Source organism: Cedecea sp. (assembly GCF_036500665.1).
Classification (GTDB): domain Bacteria; phylum Pseudomonadota; class Gammaproteobacteria; order Enterobacterales; family Enterobacteriaceae; genus Cedecea.
Window position 1 is genome coordinate 1 of sequence record NZ_DASYBS010000123.1, and the last position, 16,063, is coordinate 16,063.

The window sequence follows — 16,063 nt, forward strand, 5'->3', positions numbered from 1 at the left end:
CGTCGGGAACGGCCGGAGGCTGAGAGCGTCGGGAACGCATCTCAGCCGACCCAGGACTGGGAGATAAAACGGAGGTCTGCCGCTTCAGCGGTCGATTTATTTGGCCGGGAGTCCGGGGTCTCGGGGGAATGACGGTGATTCCCCTGAGACGTTCACTGGTGCGGTGGTTACAGATAAAACAGGGCTGAAAGTGAACGGAACTTAAGCTGAGCCATCATGGAGAATATCTGTGAGCAATATCTCCTCCCTTGCGGGAGAGGGAATGTGATTCCCGATCAGGCGATTCGGCGCGTATTCTCCGCTTCGCTGCGGGAGATTTTCACCGGCACGGATTTCGACGTCGGCGTGCCCGTGCCGTCCCCGACGCTACCAAGCGGCACCAGAGGGTTGGTTTCCGGGTAATAGGCCGCGAGGTTGCCGCGCGGAATGTCATACGCGACCAGCTTAAAACCGCTGACTTTACGGGTAATCCCGTCGTGCCAGACGGTTTCAATATCGACTTTATCACCGTCGTTCAGACCCAGCTCACCCATATCATCAGGATGAATAAACAGGACTTCACGCTGGCCGTAAACGCCGCGATAGCGATCGTCCAGGCCATAAATCGTGGTGTTGTACTGATCGTGTGAGCGCAGCGTTTGCAGCGTAAACGGGGCTTCCACACCTTGCCACAGCGAATCCGGCAGCGGGGCATCGCTGAACTCAGCTTTGCCGCTTGGCGTATTAAAGCGCAGTTCGGCCGCCGCGTTGCCCAGGTAGAATCCTCCCGGCTCTTCGCAGCGTTGATTGAAATCTTTAAAGCCGGGCAAGGTGGCGGAAATATGATCGCGAATTAGATTGTAGTCGTCGGCCAGCGCCAGCCAGTCCAGTTTGCTTCTGCCCAGAACCGCATCCGCTATGCCGGCAACAATCGCGGTTTCAGAACGTTGCGTATCCGCAATCGGCTTGCCGATGCCTTCGGAGGCGTGCACCATGCTGAAGGAGTCTTCGACGGTGACAAACTGACGTCCGGTAACCTGCATGTCCTCTTCGGTACGGCCCAGCGTCGGCAGGATCAGCGAGGCTTTGCCCGGCACGAGGTGGCTGCGGTTCAGCTTGGTGCTGATGAACACGGTCAGGCCACAGCGGCTGATGGCTTCTTCCGTGCGTGGGCTGTCTGGTGCCGCAGCGGCGAGGTTTCCGCCCAGCGCAATCAGCACTTTAATTTCGTCGCGCAGCATGGCGGCCAGGGCCTCAACGGTATTGTGGCCGTTCGCGCGCGGAGGCTCAAAATCAAACTGTTTGGCCAGATTGTCGAGCAGGCTTGCCGGCGGCTTTTCATCAATCCCCATCGTACGGTTGCCCTGCACGTTGCTGTGGCCGCGCACCGGACAAAGTCCCGCCCCCGGCCGCCCTAAATGCCCCCCGAGCAGCTGCAGGTTGACGATTTCGCGCACGGTGTTCAGCGAGTGTTTATGCTGGGTGATGCCCATCGCCCAGGTAAAAATCACCCGCTTTGAATGCTGCCAGATGGCTGCGGCATCGCGGAGCTGCAGTTCGCTCAGACCGGACTGCTGGGTGATTTTCTCCCAACTGGTTTCATCGATGGCGGTGAACCAGGCTTCAGCGCCGTGGGTATGAGCGTCGATAAACGCCAGATCAAACACGCCGTCTTCACCTTCAGTCATCAGGCGGCGATGGGTTTCCAGCAGCGCTTTTGCCATACCGCGAACCGCGGCCATGTCGCCGCCCAGATTCGGTTGGTAATAATTAGTGCTGATGGTGCCCGCCAGCGGGGTGATCACTTCCAGCGGTTTTTGCGGATCGGCGAAGCGTTCCAGGCCACGCTCACGCAGCGTATTGAAGGTGACTATTTGTGCCCCGTTTTCTGCCGCATGGCGCAGGCTGTGCAGCATTCGAGGGTGGTTGGTGCCGGGATTCTGGCCAAACACAAAAATGGCGTCGGCTTTGTCGAAATCATCCAGCCGAATGGTGCCTTTCCCGACGCCGATGCTGCGTTTTAGCCCGCTGCCGCTGGCTTCGTGGCACATGTTGGAGCAATCCGGGAAATTATTGGTGCCCAGCATGCGGCCAAAAAGCTGATAAAGATAAGAAGCTTCATTGCTGGCGCGACCGGACGTGTAAAGCTCAATCTGGTCGGGATTATCCATCGCCTGGATATGTTGCGCAATCAGGCTTAGCGCGTTGGCCCAACTGATGGGTTCGTAGCGATCGGTTTGTGGGTTATAGCTGAGCGGCTCGGTCAGGCGACCCTGATATTCGAGGAAGTAATCGCTTTGCTGATACAGTTTGCTGACGCTGTGTTGAGCAAAAAACTCGCTGTCGATAAAGCGGCGTGTTGCTTCCCAGGTGACGGCCTTGGCCCCATTTTCACAAAAACTAAAGGTGCTTTTGTTATCGTCCCCCCAGGCGCAGCCGGGGCAATCAAAGCCTTTGGCTTTGTTCATGCGCAACAAATTGCGCAGGTTTTTCAGAGCATGTTTGCTGTCGATAACGAAGCGGGTCGTCGCTTCCAGAGAACCCCAGCCGCCTGCAGCGGCCTGGTAAGGCTTAATAGCCGGTTTGAATTTCATATGGCAGGTGTCACTTGTTATGGTGGATGTTGCGCAATAACACAGATGAGTTGCTTACCTTTAGTTTACTCCTGATTAACATTTGTGGAAGTGTTAACGTCAATCTGCGCTCAACGAAACGGCCAGGACTTTGTGGAATACCCTGTTAGACTTCAGCGCAACACTCTCAATAAAGGAAAGAGATGATGATCGTGCGTGCCAGTTGTGTGGGCGATATTGTAGAGCTACAGCACCTTGAGGCGGCGGCTGCACGCCGTTTTCTTTCTGTTCCAGCGCTTGCATTTTTAGCGGCGGCTGCGGTGACGGATTACGCAACGCATGCGGCAGCGATTGAAGACGAACTGGCATGGAAAGTGGAAGGACGCGACGGCAGGATAAAAGGGTTCTGTTATTGTCAGCACGGTAATGAAGGACTGTATCTTGCAGAAATCTCCACTCACCCAGATTTTCAACGCCAGGGGGTGGGGGCGGCATTGTTGGCAGCGGTGTTTGCAAAAGCACAGGCGCTGGGCGTGAAAGAAATAACCCTCACGACCTACAGGGATGTGGCGTGGAATGCTCCATGGTATCAGCGCCACGGTTTTAGCGTCATAGAAACTGAGCGGCTAACGCCGGAGCTCACTCGCTGCTTAGCGCACCAACGCGCTGCCGGGCTTATGGTTTTACCCCGTTGTGCCATGCGCTATCTACTCGGGAAGCGGGAGATCCTGGTCGATAAACCACTTTTGTAGCCGGGTTAACTGGCGGATGTGATAGCCGATCGCCAGCTCTTCGTATAGCGTCGCCGGAGGCGTAAGTGGCGCGACGTCCGGCCTGCCGCTCAGGATGGCCCGTCGTGCCTGATACCAGGCCCGGCGCTTCATCTCTATTTCATCTGGTCTTGTTACCCGATGTTTGCTCACGGTCATAGTCTGTCAACTTAATTGTAAGGCGCGATTATAACCCGCAAAGTCATTGGCATGTCGTCCGATCTCCGCAGGCGCTAATTTTTGTGCAAAAAAATCTAGTCTTGTCATAACGTTGCGTAATAATGACATTGCTGTAGCAAGATATATTGTGCGGGTGGCTGACATGACCTGTCATCTAATCGCGCTAACATTCCTGACACTTACTTGCAGGAGAAACACTCATGACCCCCCCCGAAAAGAGCACGCTGCTGGCAGACCGGATAGCCGGTATTTTTTGTGAAATGCTGAGCTGCGAGCGCGTGTCTCGTCATCAATTGGCCAGTAAATTTGGCGTCAGCGAGCGCACGATTTACCGGGATCTCAGGCGACTTAGCAACTATGTTTATCATGTTGGCGACGATCAGTACGCCCTCAGCCGGGAAGTGACTCAGCAGCTGGAAAACTACCTGTTGCGGATCAAGCGGAAAAAGTGATCTTATGAACCCGGTCGCGTGCTTAAAGCTTCATAGCGACGGTGCCGATAATGCGGTAAATTACTCTTTTTATTAATGAAAAACCACAATTAATTCAAGGGCAAGATGCGTACTGAAAGCTTAACTGATATCGCCTATCGTCATTTTGTGGAAAGTGTAAAAGACTACGCTATCTACATGCTGAATATTGATGGCACGGTCGCCACCTGGAACGAAGGCGCGCGGCGGGCAAAGGGGTATCTGCGCGAAGAGGTTGTGGGGCAATACTTTGGTATTTTCTATAGCGAAGCCGAGCAAAGGAGTGGTTTACCTGAGCGTAACCTGAATATTGCCCTGAAAAACGGCAAGTTTGAGGGGGAAGGGTGGCGTTACCGAAAAGACGGCAGCCGCTTTTGGGCACATGTCGTGATTGACGCCATCTATGATGAAATGCAGGCACTGCTGGGGTTTGCGAAAATTACCCGCGACATCAGCGAGCAAAAAGTGGTGATTGATAAAATCTCGTGGCTTGCTCGTTACGACGCGCTAACCGGGCTACCTAACCGCGTCGAGTTTTTCAGTTTTGTGGAAAAACTCTTTACCGAGACTGACTATAACCGTATTGCCATCTGCACCGTTGATCTGGATAAGTTCAAAGAGATTAATGATACCGAGGGACATCTGATAGGCGACCAGCTTTTGCAGCGCGTGTCGGCCTCGGTGCTGAAAACCATCGAAAAAGATGAGATCGTTGCCCGTTTTGGCGGCGATGAGTTTGTCGCCGCCAAGCCCTATAACCACGATGATGAACTGCGCAATTTTACCGAACGTCTACACGGCTGCTTTGTGGGTAAACAGATTTTCGCCCATAGCGAAATTACCGTGGGTGCCAGTATCGGGGTGGCGATATACCCTGATGACGCCACAGATATCAATACGCTTATCAGCAATTCCGATTTGGCCATGTACCGCGCCAAAGCCAATCTGGATAACAAGATTTGCTGGTATGAAAAAGACATGGATGAAAAAACGCGCCTGCGAAACCTGATGGCCGCCGATATTCGCCGTGGGCTCAAAGAAGGGCAATTCTTCATTCACTACCAGGAAAAACGCTCGCTCAAGGATAAAGCCATTACCGGCTATGAAGCCCTGCTGCGCTGGAATCACCCGGAACAGGGTCTTATTCCCCCGGATGAATTTATCCCCATCGCGGAGGAAAGTGGCGCAATTGTTCCGCTGGGCTACTGGGTGATTGAAACGGTTTGCAAAGAGTCGCTGGCAAACAAGCTCGATAAAAAAATCTCAATCAATATTTCCCCGGTGCAGCTGCGTAACCTCAGTTTTATCGACAATGTTCGCGAAATCTTAATGCGCACAGCGTGGCCGATAACGCTGCTGGAATTTGAGGTGACGGAAACGGCTTTTATCATTAACAAAAAGCTGACGTTTAACATCCTGCATCAGTTCCAGAAAATGGGGATCAGCATTGCGCTGGATGACTTTGGCACCGGGTACTCATCGCTGAGCACGCTGCGTGAGTTCCATTTTGATGTCATCAAGCTGGATCGCAGCTTCCTCACTAATGTTGAGAGTAATTTCCAGGCTCGTTCTTTTGTACGTGCCATTATTTCTCTCGGCAACTCCATCAATACGCCGCTGATTGCTGAAGGCGTCGAGACAAACGAGCAGTTGCGTATTCTCGAAGAGGAAGGCTGCACTGAGATTCAGGGGTTCCTGTTCGGACAGCCTGTAGATATCAAAAATATCCATCGCTAAAAAGAACGGCAGTGCAGGTTAGCTGTACTGCCGTCAGTACAGTGGGTACATGTGATAACTTTATTTTTATTTGTACTCTGACGAGCATGTTGTCGCCTATTTTCCGTCCAGGATGATTCTTGTATAGCGGTGTTTTATCAAGTGATAATATCTCTCTGTTATTATTTTATGTATTTCTTACCCTTTCTTCTGCGACGAATGGCGACCGAGATGGGCTGTTTTAGTAAATTTAAGATTATTCTTGGTTACATTTAGAGGTTGAGGGTTTTTTTTGCTGAAAGTTATATTTTTCATATTGTTAGGTTGATTTTGGCTTCTGTATTGATTTGAGTCAATTTTTTACTTTATTTTTCCTTGTGTTCTGCTTTTTGCTGTAAAAATAAATTTAAATCTCGTTCCTGGCCTGTATATAAGTTTGTAATATCATCTTTATAAGACTAATCCTCAATGTTCATTCTATATCATGAATATTCTTATAAGTATTATTGAGATTTTTAGCACTGTAAAAAATTGATCCAACTTTGTTCATTGTTCTATTATTTTGCGCGGTGTAACGTAGTGCCAAAAATACCATGCAGTGATAACGGAGGGATGAGAAGATGGCTGATAGTTTCCAGGGTGAGGTGCCCAAAGCACGAATCAATTTAAAGCTGGATTTACACACGGGTGGGGCGCAGAAGAAAACAGAATTACCGTTAAAGCTATTGGTTGCCGGTGATTTTAGTCATGGTGGTGAAACGGCACCTTTATCTGAACGAGTAAAGGAAAACATCAATAAAAATAATTTCAACAGTGTTCTTTCTGAATATTCCCCAAAAATTAACATTACCGTGGCGAATACGCTGGCCGCAGAGGGTAGCGAAGAGAATATCCGTCTCACCTTCCGTGACATGAAAGATTTTACTCCGGAAGAGGTGGCGCGCCAAATACCCCAGCTGAAAGCCATGCTGGCGATGCGTAATTTGCTTCGCGATCTTAAAGCCAATCTTCTCGATAACCAGGCTTTCCGAAAAGAACTGGAAAAGATTCTGATTGACCCGGCACTGAGCGCTGAACTTCGCGCTGAATTGTCTGCCCTGGCGCCCAAACAGGCATAAGTCGTCACGATATTTAACGGATTAAATGAGGAATGCTGATGTCTGTACAAAACGAAAATACTGCCGGTAGCGAAAGCGTCGTGCTTGAACGCCATGACGCAGGTAGCGTTTATGCTTCTCTGTTTGAAAAAATCAATCTCAGCCCGGTTTCAGAATTAAGCGCGCTGGATATCTGGCAGGACAATCAAGCGATGTCCGATGCTACCGCCGATGAGCGACTGACTGCGGGCATGCGGGTGTTTCTTGAATGCCTCAGTAAAGCTGGCTCAAAAGTTGAGAAACTCGATAAGTCGCTGATTGACCACCATATCGCCGAACTGGATTATCAAATCAGCCGTCAGCTGGATGCGGTTATGCATCACGAGGAGTTCCAGGCCGTTGAGTCCCTTTGGAGCGGCGTGAAATCGCTGGTGGATAAAACTGACTTCCGCCAGAACGTCAAAATTGAGCTGCTGGACTTGTCTAAAGACGATCTGCGTCAGGACTTTGAGGACAGCCCGGAAATTGTCCAGAGCGGTCTCTATCTGCAAACTTATGTGGCTGAATACGATACCCCTGGCGGGGAGCCTATTGGTGCGTTGATCTCTGCTTATGAGTTTGACGCCTCCGCCCAGGATGTTGCGCTGCTGCGTAATATTTCGAAAGTGTCTGCCGCGGCGCATATGCCGTTTATCGGTGCTGCTGGTCCGAAATTCTTCCTGAAAGAGTCGATGGAAGAGATGGCCGCAATCAAAGACATTGGCAACTACTTTGACCGTGCGGAATACATCAAGTGGAAATCCTTCCGCGATACAGATGATTCTCGCTATATCGGTCTTGTCATGCCGCGCGTGCTGGGCCGCTTGCCTTATGGCCCGGATACCGTACCGGTACGCAGTTTTAACTATGTTGAAGAAGTTAAAGGCCCGGATCACGATAAATACCTGTGGACTAACGCTTCCTTTGCCTTTGCTGCAAACATGGTGCGCAGCTTTATCAATAACGGCTGGTGTGTGCAAATTCGTGGCCCACAGGCGGGCGGGGCGGTTCAGGATCTGCCGATTCACCTTTACGATCTGGGTACCGGCAACCAGGTGAAAATTCCGTCTGAAGTGATGATCCCGGAAACCCGCGAATTCGAATTCGCCAACCTGGGCTTTATTCCACTTTCTTATTACAAGAATCGCGATTATGCATGCTTCTTCTCGGCGAACTCCACGCAGAAACCTGCACTGTACGACACGGCTGATGCCACAGCAAACAGCCGCATCAACGCGCGCCTGCCTTACATCTTCCTGCTGTCACGTATCGCTCACTACCTGAAGCTTATTCAGCGCGAAAATATTGGGACCACTAAAGACCGCCGCCTGCTGGAGCTGGAGCTCAACACGTGGGTACGTAGTCTGGTCACTGAAATGACCGATCCGGGCGACGAACTGCAGGCTTCACACCCGCTGCGTGATGCGAAGGTAACGGTAGAAGATATCGAGGACAATCCGGGCTTCTTCCGCGTCAAATTGTATGCGGTACCGCACTTCCAGGTGGAAGGCATGGACGTCAACCTGTCGCTGGTTTCCCAGATGCCGAAGGCGAAATCGTAACGTAAGGCAGGAAGCCGATGAAAACGGAACAACCGTTATGGGGCAGGGGCCAGATGGTCTCTCCCCAGCACTTCCAGCAACAGGCCGCGTATGCGGCCTGGTCTGCGGAATGCATTGCCCAACTGGGACTCGCCCAGCCCTGGGGAGTGATGAATGCCACCTTCGAACCTGATGCGCTAAAGCTGGGCCGCCTGCAGGCCCGTCATCTGCGTGTTCGTTTTTCGGATGGTACGCTCATCGACACCGACAATGCTGATGCTCTGCCACCGGCGCTGTCGCCCGAGGGTGAATCTCATCACGCGGTGGTGGTTCTGGCACTCCCGCTGCTGCGGGCGAACGGCGGTAATTGCCTGAAACCCGATGAGGTGGCAGAGCGTCCGGTGCGTTTTCGCCAGCGCTGGCGGGATGTCCGCAATACCTTCGGGGAAGACACCCGCCAGATTGCGGTGATGCAGCCAGAGCTAACCCTGCGCTTTGCTCATCAAAACAACAGTGATTACCTGACCTGCCCTGTGGCCCGTTTGCAGCAGGACTCGCAGGGGGGCTGGCTGATTGACGATACTTTTCTTCCTCCGCTGCTGACGATGCAGGGCAGCCGCTGGCTGGTGACCCAGCTGGAACAGCTTATGACTCAGCTGCGTGCCCGCCTGAGCCGTCTGATGGCAATGCGCCGCGAGAGTAACGAACGCATGGCAGATTTTGCGGTGGCCGACGTTTCCCTGTTCTGGTTGCTGAATGCCCTGAACAGCGTAGAGCCGGTTCTCGGGCAGTTTCAGCGTAACCCGCAAAGCCCCCCGGAGCGGCTGTATCCGGAGCTTGCCCGCCTGGCCGGCAGCCTGCTGACGTTCTCGCTGGAGCACCAGGTCAGCGCTATTCCGGCCTGGCAGCATGAGCAACTGAACGCCGTGTTCCCCCCGCTGTTTGACCTGTTGGGTGACCTGCTGGAAGCCAGCCTGCCATCGCGAGTGGTGTCGCTTGAGCTTGAATATGATCCTCGTCTTCACTTCTGGCAGGCCCGCCTGCATGACCCGCGGCTGCGCGAAGGGGCGGATTACTACCTCTCAGTGCGTTCACCGATGCCGGTGGCGCAGCTGCAGGAGCAGTTCCCACGCCAGTGCAAAGTGGGCAGCCCGGACCATGTGCGGGGGATCGTCAACTCTTCCCGCGTGGGCGTGCCGCTGACGCCACTGCGCCATGTGCCTGCGGCTATTCCGCTGCGTCTGGAAAACCAGTATTTCAGTCTCGATGTCTCGCACCCTCTGGCGACAGAAATGCTCCAGAGCGGCACCTGTATGTTTTACGTCCCGGGGATGCTCGGCGAGCCTGAACTTGAACTCTTTGCGGTCCTGAGAACATGAGTGAGCGTAAACGCGGCACCGCCGCGTCCATTGATATTGATGCGCTGTTGCAGGACACCTGGCTACAGGTCATCAGCCTGCGTCACGGCCCGCGGTTCCTGGAAGGGGAAGGCCGAAAACTGTGGGAACGCTGTATCGCCGATGTGGAACGCGTGCAGCGTGAACTGAAAGCAAGTGACCTCGATGAAGCCAGCTGTCTGCATATCCTCACCGCGCAGTGTGCGCTGCTTGATGAAGCGGTAAAAGGCCGCGGGGTAGAGGACGATGCCTGCGTGCAGTGGTATGACATTCCTCTGCAGGGGCACTTTCTTGGCACCATGGATGCCGGGGACACCCTGTGTGATCGGATGCGTGATGTGCTGCGCAACCCCGCACCGGATAATGCCGTCGTGACCTGTTTCCAGCGGGTGATGATGCTGGGATTTCTCGGAAGTTTCCGTTCCCTGAACGATCCGGCGCGTCAAACGCTCGTGAAAGCCCTCAGTGAACATGTTACGTCTTTCAGTTATCCGCAGACCCATCCGGTACTGGCAGAAAGTTATGCCGGACGGAGCATAGGCGGCTGGCTGGCGTCGTGGCCGGTGCGTATTGGGTTGAGTGTGATTGTCCTTGCTGCCCTGTGGTGGGGACTGGATCACTGGCTCGATAGAACGCTACTGACTCTGCTGCCGGGAGCCGTGCAATGAGTCCTGCACAACAACGCGGGCTTGCGCTTTGGGCCGCGCTGCTGAGCGTAGCGATCTGCCTGGGTTTTCTGCCGGTGTCGCGGCTGGTTTCTGTGCTCATTCTTTTGGCTGCGTTGGGGGTGATCGCCGCCTTATGGTCTGTCGCCCGACGCCGGGCTGAGCACGATGTTCCTCTGTGCCTGGATGACCTCCCGGAAGCGACCTACCGCCAGCCCGTGGTGCTGGTCTGCGGCGATTTACCGCTGGCCTGGCCACAACAGTCATCGGTGCTGATCGTTACGCAGGGGTGCTGGATCCGCGTGGAGGATTTTCAGGATCTTGAGCTTGTGGCCCGCCAGGTACTGCGGCAGCGCCCGGACTGGGGACGCCAGCTGTCGGTCATGGTGAGCGTCTGTCCGCAAAAGCATGCCGACGGCGAGCGGCTTACCAGTCGTCTGCTGGCCCTGCGCTGGCAAATCTGCCAGCTGCGTAAGGAAACCGGCCATTCCGTGCCGCTGGTCCTGAATGGTCAGGTCGGCAGTGCGATGACAAATGACATGCTCTGGCAGGCTGCTTTCCCGGGGGAAGGGGGGAGGGTCTGGCGTGAGTCTTCAGCACCGGCCTCAATTGCTTCATGGGTCACCAGCGGCGGAACGCCTGCGATGCAGCAACAGGTGCTGATGAACAGCCTGATGAGCTGGTTCCATCAGCACGTCAAAGCGGTATTTATGGATCAGCATCCCGATATGCCGGCCATTGCTCCCACTGTGGTGCTGTGGGGGATCGGCCCCATTCTTGCCGGGAGCCTGGCGTCTTCGGCCTGGACGACGTGGCTGTCCCGTCACACCGCCATGCAGCATGTGGCCGGCTGGCAACCTGTGGGCACCGATAGCACGGTGACCTCGCTGCTTCCGGATTTCGTCTTGCCGCTGTTGCCGGAAGGTCAGGGATTAACCCTACGCGGCCGGACCTTACGCTACGCGCTCTGGATCTTTACCCTGGCCGCCATTGCCGCGCTGCTCAGCAGCGGCTGGAACAATCGCCAGTTGCTGCACCGCGTAAGCTTTGATATCGCCCGTTACGACCGTATCCCGATGGATGATTACGGCCCGAAAGCCGATGCCGTTGCGGTTCTGCGGGAGGATGCCGCGCAGCTGGATACCTGGACGCGTAACGGCGTGCCGCTCCGGATGAGTCTTGGCCTGTATCAGGGCGAGCGTCTGCACTTTAAGGTGCTGGACGTCATTCGCTCGTATATCCCGCCGCCGCCGCCGCCCAAACCTCAACCGAAGCCAAAACCGGTACCGAAAATAGTTCGCCTCGACAGTATGTCGCTGTTCGATTCAGGAAAATCAGCGCTGAAATCGGGCACCACCAAACTGTTGGTTAATTCGCTGGTGGGCATTAAAGCGAAGCCGGGCTGGCTGATTGTGGTCGCAGGGCATACCGATAACACCGGCAACCCTGGGCTCAACCAGACGCTCTCCCGGAAACGCGCCGAAGCGGTGCGCGACTGGATGCGTGACACCGGCGATGTACCTGAAAGCTGTTTTGCGGTGCAGGGCTATGGCCAAAGCCGCCCGATCGCAACGAATGACACCCCGGATGGGCGCGCGCTCAACCGTCGTGTCGAAATCAGTCTGGTACCGCAGGCTAACGCCTGTCAGATACCGGGCAAACCCTCAGCGTCATCGCAGGATGATGACGCTTCGTAAAAAGGATACACAAAATCATTCGGGCTGGATCGCGGCGGCAACGGAGTGAGTCCCCGGGAGCAGAGACTGCTCTGTGACCGGGGCGAATGAAGGCAGCCAACAAAGAGGCAGTCTGAAGGATGAAGTGTATAAATGGAGAAATTATCATGGCAATACCTGTTTATCTTTGGCTGAAAGACGATGGCGGCGCGGACATCAAAGGCTCCGTTGACGTTCAGGACCGTGAAGGCAGCATCGAAGTGGTGGCGCAGGAGCATAACCTGTACATCCCGACCGACAACAATACCGGCAAGCTGACCGGCACCCGTATCCACACGCCGTTCCTGTTCACCAAGGAAATCGACTCCTCCAGCCCGTACCTCTACAAAGCGGTAACGACTGGCCAGACTCTCAAATCTGCGGAATTCAAGTGGTACAGGATCAACGATGCGGGCCAGGAAGTGGAGTACTTCAACACCAAACTGGAAAACGTAAAAGTGGTGAAGGTAAACCCTGAAATGTACGACGTGAAAGACCCGTCGAAAGAGAAACACAACCACCTTGAGCGCGTAGAGCTGCGCTACGAGAAAATCACCTGGACTTACAAAGACGGCAACATCATTCATTCCGATAGCTGGAACGAACGCGCTACCGCGTAAGAACATGTTTGCACCGCATTGCGATCCCTTTGTGTATCGCAATGCGATTACAGGAGAGAGCTATGTCTGTTTCACTCGCGAACTGGGCGACTAACTGGCAGAAAGACCAGCGCTTCAGCAAAAACTATACGGCACGTCTTATTGAAAAAGCTTGTGGGCTGAATAGTCAGTTAAACAATGCTTATTGCAGCGGAACTCTCAAGGTGATTGCCGGGCCGCATCGTAAAGCCGGGCCGAACGGCGGTGGTGATGCACGGTGGCATATGACATTACAGCCGAATGCCAACAGCTCCTGCTGGCATGTCATTCTGGATAATAGTGTGACCAGACCTATCGAAATCAATAAACGTGAATATCTGGGGCACAGTTTTTAATTTGCCCCCTGTTCAGGTCCGTCACGCGGACCTGAATGGATTTCTTCGTTAAGTGCCTGTCTTCACGGGTCTTCAGCAAAGAAATTCACCCTCTGCCTGCCCGACCATATGCGCTTTGGTCTCCTGAACGGGAAACAGCGAGGGGCGGTAGCGTGTCCAGGAACCGACAAAGAGAGAGATTCATGGAAAATCCAGCCATCCTGTTGCGACGTCTGAACCCTTACTGTGCCCGTGCGATGGAAGGGGCGGCTTCGCTCTGCCAGACCCGTGCCCATGCGGAAATTTTGCCGGAGCACTGGCTGCTGAAGCTGCTCGAACAGGGGGAAGGCGACCTCACCGTACTGGCGCGCCGCTACGAGTGGGATATGGATGCACTGTGGCAGGATTTGCTCGGCTGGCTGGATAATCAACCGCGCTCGGTACGCAGTCGTCCGCAGTTATCCGCCGATATCCAGAAACTGATGCAGGAAGCCTGGATGCTGGCTTCCCTCAATGGTGAAGAGCAAATCCGCAGCGTGCATCTGCTGATGGCGCTGGTTGATAAACCTAAACTGGCGCGCTGCGATGGTCTGTGGCCACTGCTGACCCTCGGTCAGAGTCAGCTGGATCGCCTGCGCCCCCTGCTGGACGCACAGTCAGACGAGCGCCCGGACGTGCAGCACGAAGCCGAACTTGCGCAGAGCCACGGTGGAGAAGTGGCGTTTGTTGGCCGCCCTGTTGGGGAAGGACTAAAAGAAGGTGAGCTCAACCCGGCGCTGCAGAACGCGCTGGATAAATTCACGCTCGATGTCACCGCCAAGGCCAAAGAGGGCAAAATCGACCCGGTGTTCGGTCGTGATACCGAAATTCGCCAGATGGTCGACATTCTTTCCCGCCGTCGTAAGAACAACCCGATCCTGGTCGGTGAACCGGGTGTCGGTAAAACCGCGTTGGTTGAAGGTCTGGCGCTGCGTATTGCCGAGGGCAACGTGCCGGAATCGCTCAAGCCGGTTAGCCTGCGCACCCTTGACCTTGGTTTGCTGCAGGCGGGGGCGGGCGTGAAAGGCGAGTTCGAGCAGCGCCTGAAAAACGTCATCGACGCGGTGCAACAGTCACCGACGCCGATTTTGCTGTTTATCGACGAAGCCCACACCATTATCGGAGCCGGTAATCAGGCCGGTGGCGCAGACGCCGCGAACCTGCTGAAACCCGCTCTGGCGCGCGGCGAACTGCGCACTATCGCCGCAACCACCTGGAGCGAGTACAAACAGTACTTCGAGCGCGATGCCGCGCTGGAGCGCCGTTTCCAGATGGTGAAAGTCGACGAGCCGGATGATGACACCGCGTGCCTGATGCTGCGTGGCCTGAAATCCCGCTATGCCGAACACCACAATGTACACATCACCGATGACGCAGTGCGTGCTGCCGTCACCCTGTCCCGTCGTTACCTGACCGGACGCCAGCTGCCGGACAAGGCCGTTGACCTGCTCGACACCGCTGCCGCCCGCGTACGCATGAGCATGGACACCGTGCCGGAACAGCTGACCTGCATCCGGGCGCAAATCACGGCGCTTGAAATGGAGAAGCAGGCGCTGCTGGAAGATATCGCGGTCGGCAGTCATGCACACGGTGAACGCCTGGAGAGTATCGGGCAGGAAGAAGCGAGTCTGACCGTTGCCCTCGACGAACTGGAAACGCAGTACGGCCAGGAGCTGGAGCTGACAGAGCAGTTACTGGAAAGCCGCCAGGATATCTCGCGCCAGAGCGATACTCACTCGCTGCAACAGCAGCTGAATGGCGTGCAGCATGCAAACCCGCTGCTTTCGGTTGATGTCGATACCCGCACCGTGGCCAACGTGATTGCCGACTGGACCGGCGTACCGCTCTCTTCCCTGATGAAAGACGAGCAGACCGAACTGCTGAGCCTGGAACATGAAATCGGCAGGCGGGTGGTGGGCCAGGATGTTTCCCTCAATGCCATCGCACAGCGACTGCGTGCGGCGAAAACCGGGCTGACGTCAGAGAACGGCCCGCAGGGCGTGTTCCTGCTGGTTGGCCCGAGCGGCGTGGGGAAAACCGAAACCGCGCTGGCGCTGGCGGACGTGCTGTATGGCGGCGAGAAATCACTGATTACCATCAATTTGTCAGAGTACCAGGAGCCGCACACCGTTTCCCAACTGAAGGGCTCACCTCCGGGTTACGTCGGCTACGGCCAGGGCGGTATCCTCACCGAAGCCGTACGCAAGCGTCCGTACAGCGTGGTACTGCTGGATGAAGTGGAAAAAGCGCACCGCGATGTGATGAACCTGTTCTACCAGGTGTTTGACCGGGGCTTTATGCGCGACGGCGAAGGGCGGGAAATTGACTTCCGTAACACCGTTATCCTGATGACCTCCAACCTCGGCAGCGACCCTATCATGCAGCTGCTTGAGGAACAGCCAGAGGCAACGGAAGGCGATCTGCACGAACTGCTGCGCCCGATCCTGCGCGATCACTTCCAGCCCGCGCTGTTGGCCCGCTTCCAGACCGTGATTTACCGGCCGCTGGATGAGGCAGCGATGCGTACCATCGTGGAGATGAAACTTCGGCAGGTAAGCCAGCGCCTGCATCGCCACTATGGCCTGAACACCCATATCGACGAAAGTCTTTTCGATGCCCTGACCGCCGCCTGCCTGCTGCCGGATACCGGCGCACGTAATGTCGACAGCCTGCTGAATCAGCAAATTTTGCCGGTGCTGAGCCAGCAGTTACTGACCCATATGGCAGCAAAACAGAAACCGCAGTCGCTGACGCTTGGATGGAGTGAGGAAGAAGGGATTGCGCTGGAGTTTGACCGGATACAGGGAGTAAACGTATGAGCATCAGCCTGCCAATAAGATTCAGCCACAACCACCATCTGCTGACGGTAAAAGGGTGTGAGCCAGCACTTGATGTGCTGGCGTTTGAAG

General features: G+C 55.0%; 13 protein-coding genes. 11 read left to right on the forward strand and 2 right to left on the reverse strand.

Features of this window, described 5'->3' with window-relative positions; all coding sequences use genetic code 11:
• Positions 1-275: 275 nt before the first annotated feature.
• Entirely contained in the window at positions 276-2,573 is a 2,298-nt protein-coding gene (locus VGM55_RS20625) for an FdhF/YdeP family oxidoreductase (RefSeq protein WP_331636504.1), read from the reverse strand.
• 182 nt (positions 2,574-2,755) lie between these two features.
• Here VGM55_RS20625 and VGM55_RS20630 point away from each other — a divergent pair, with 182 nt between their 5' ends.
• The gene (locus VGM55_RS20630) at positions 2,756-3,304 is read left to right on the forward strand and encodes a GNAT family N-acetyltransferase (RefSeq protein WP_331636505.1); all 549 of its coding nucleotides are present in this window, start codon (positions 2,756-2,758) and stop codon (positions 3,302-3,304) included.
• On the opposite strand, the gene VGM55_RS20635 is transcribed toward VGM55_RS20630, so the two are convergent.
• Complete coding sequence (locus VGM55_RS20635; protein WP_331636506.1) at positions 3,260-3,481, reverse strand: hypothetical protein; 222 nt, start codon at positions 3,479-3,481, stop codon at positions 3,260-3,262. The two genes, VGM55_RS20630 and VGM55_RS20635, sit on opposite strands and share 45 nt — an antisense overlap.
• Before the next feature lie 221 nt (positions 3,482-3,702).
• Between VGM55_RS20635 and VGM55_RS20640 the strand changes: the two genes are divergently transcribed.
• From VGM55_RS20640 to tssH, 10 genes are all read left to right on the forward strand, one after another.
• Complete coding sequence (locus VGM55_RS20640) at positions 3,703-3,954, forward strand: HTH domain-containing protein (protein ID WP_154185774.1); 252 nt, start codon at positions 3,703-3,705, stop codon at positions 3,952-3,954.
• 105 nt (positions 3,955-4,059) lie between these two features.
• Positions 4,060-5,709: a putative bifunctional diguanylate cyclase/phosphodiesterase gene (locus VGM55_RS20645; RefSeq protein ID WP_154185772.1), complete on the forward strand. Its 1,650-nt coding sequence runs from the start codon at positions 4,060-4,062 to the stop codon at positions 5,707-5,709.
• A 599-nt stretch (positions 5,710-6,308) separates the two neighbouring features.
• Entirely contained in the window at positions 6,309-6,806 is a 498-nt protein-coding gene (gene tssB, locus VGM55_RS20650) for a type VI secretion system contractile sheath small subunit (RefSeq protein ID WP_331636507.1), read from the forward strand.
• A 32-nt stretch (positions 6,807-6,838) separates the two neighbouring features.
• The gene (gene tssC, locus VGM55_RS20655) at positions 6,839-8,386 is read left to right on the forward strand and encodes a type VI secretion system contractile sheath large subunit (protein WP_154185768.1); all 1,548 of its coding nucleotides are present in this window, start codon (positions 6,839-6,841) and stop codon (positions 8,384-8,386) included.
• 17 nt (positions 8,387-8,403) lie between these two features.
• The gene (gene tssK, locus VGM55_RS20660; protein WP_331636508.1) at positions 8,404-9,744 is read left to right on the forward strand and encodes a type VI secretion system baseplate subunit TssK; all 1,341 of its coding nucleotides are present in this window, start codon (positions 8,404-8,406) and stop codon (positions 9,742-9,744) included.
• Entirely contained in the window at positions 9,741-10,430 is a 690-nt protein-coding gene (tssL, locus tag VGM55_RS20665; protein WP_154185764.1) for a type VI secretion system protein TssL, short form, read from the forward strand. The genes tssK and tssL overlap by 4 nt, the downstream gene beginning before the upstream one ends.
• Positions 10,427-12,124: an OmpA family protein gene (locus VGM55_RS20670; RefSeq protein WP_331636509.1), complete on the forward strand. Its 1,698-nt coding sequence runs from the start codon at positions 10,427-10,429 to the stop codon at positions 12,122-12,124. Before tssL ends, VGM55_RS20670 begins: the two co-directional genes overlap by 4 nt.
• A 146-nt stretch (positions 12,125-12,270) precedes the next feature.
• Positions 12,271-12,762, forward strand: a complete 492-nt coding sequence (hcp, locus tag VGM55_RS20675) for a type VI secretion system effector Hcp (protein ID WP_154185760.1) — start codon at positions 12,271-12,273, stop codon at positions 12,760-12,762.
• A gap of 62 nt (positions 12,763-12,824) precedes the next feature.
• A complete protein-coding gene (locus VGM55_RS20680; protein WP_154185758.1) occupies positions 12,825-13,136 on the forward strand; it encodes a hypothetical protein in 312 nt (103 codons plus the stop codon).
• A 182-nt stretch (positions 13,137-13,318) separates the two neighbouring features.
• On the forward strand, positions 13,319-15,973 hold the full coding sequence (gene tssH / locus VGM55_RS20685; protein ID WP_331636510.1) for a type VI secretion system ATPase TssH: 2,655 nt from the start codon (positions 13,319-13,321) through the stop codon (positions 15,971-15,973).
• The last annotated feature ends 90 nt before the right edge of the window (positions 15,974-16,063 follow it).

Excerpts from the sequence above, each read along its gene's own strand:
- VGM55_RS20625 (WP_331636504.1), bottom strand. The coding sequence starts at position 2,573 with ATGAAATTCAAACCGGCTATTAAGCCTTACCAGGCCGCTGCAGGCGGC.
- VGM55_RS20630 (WP_331636505.1), top strand. The coding sequence starts at position 2,756 with ATGATGATCGTGCGTGCCAGTTGTGTGGGCGATATTGTAGAGCTACAG.
- VGM55_RS20635 (WP_331636506.1), bottom strand. The coding sequence starts at position 3,481 with ATGACCGTGAGCAAACATCGGGTAACAAGACCAGATGAAATAGAGATG.
- VGM55_RS20640 (WP_154185774.1), top strand. The coding sequence starts at position 3,703 with ATGACCCCCCCCGAAAAGAGCACGCTGCTGGCAGACCGGATAGCCGGT.
- VGM55_RS20645 (WP_154185772.1), top strand. The coding sequence starts at position 4,060 with ATGCGTACTGAAAGCTTAACTGATATCGCCTATCGTCATTTTGTGGAA.
- tssB (WP_331636507.1), top strand. The coding sequence starts at position 6,309 with ATGGCTGATAGTTTCCAGGGTGAGGTGCCCAAAGCACGAATCAATTTA.
- tssC (WP_154185768.1), top strand. The coding sequence starts at position 6,839 with ATGCTGATGTCTGTACAAAACGAAAATACTGCCGGTAGCGAAAGCGTC.
- tssK (WP_331636508.1), top strand. The coding sequence starts at position 8,404 with ATGAAAACGGAACAACCGTTATGGGGCAGGGGCCAGATGGTCTCTCCC.
- tssL (WP_154185764.1), top strand. The coding sequence starts at position 9,741 with ATGAGTGAGCGTAAACGCGGCACCGCCGCGTCCATTGATATTGATGCG.
- VGM55_RS20670 (WP_331636509.1), top strand. The coding sequence starts at position 10,427 with ATGAGTCCTGCACAACAACGCGGGCTTGCGCTTTGGGCCGCGCTGCTG.
- hcp (WP_154185760.1), top strand. The coding sequence starts at position 12,271 with ATGGCAATACCTGTTTATCTTTGGCTGAAAGACGATGGCGGCGCGGAC.
- VGM55_RS20680 (WP_154185758.1), top strand. The coding sequence starts at position 12,825 with ATGTCTGTTTCACTCGCGAACTGGGCGACTAACTGGCAGAAAGACCAG.
- tssH (WP_331636510.1), top strand. The coding sequence starts at position 13,319 with ATGGAAAATCCAGCCATCCTGTTGCGACGTCTGAACCCTTACTGTGCC.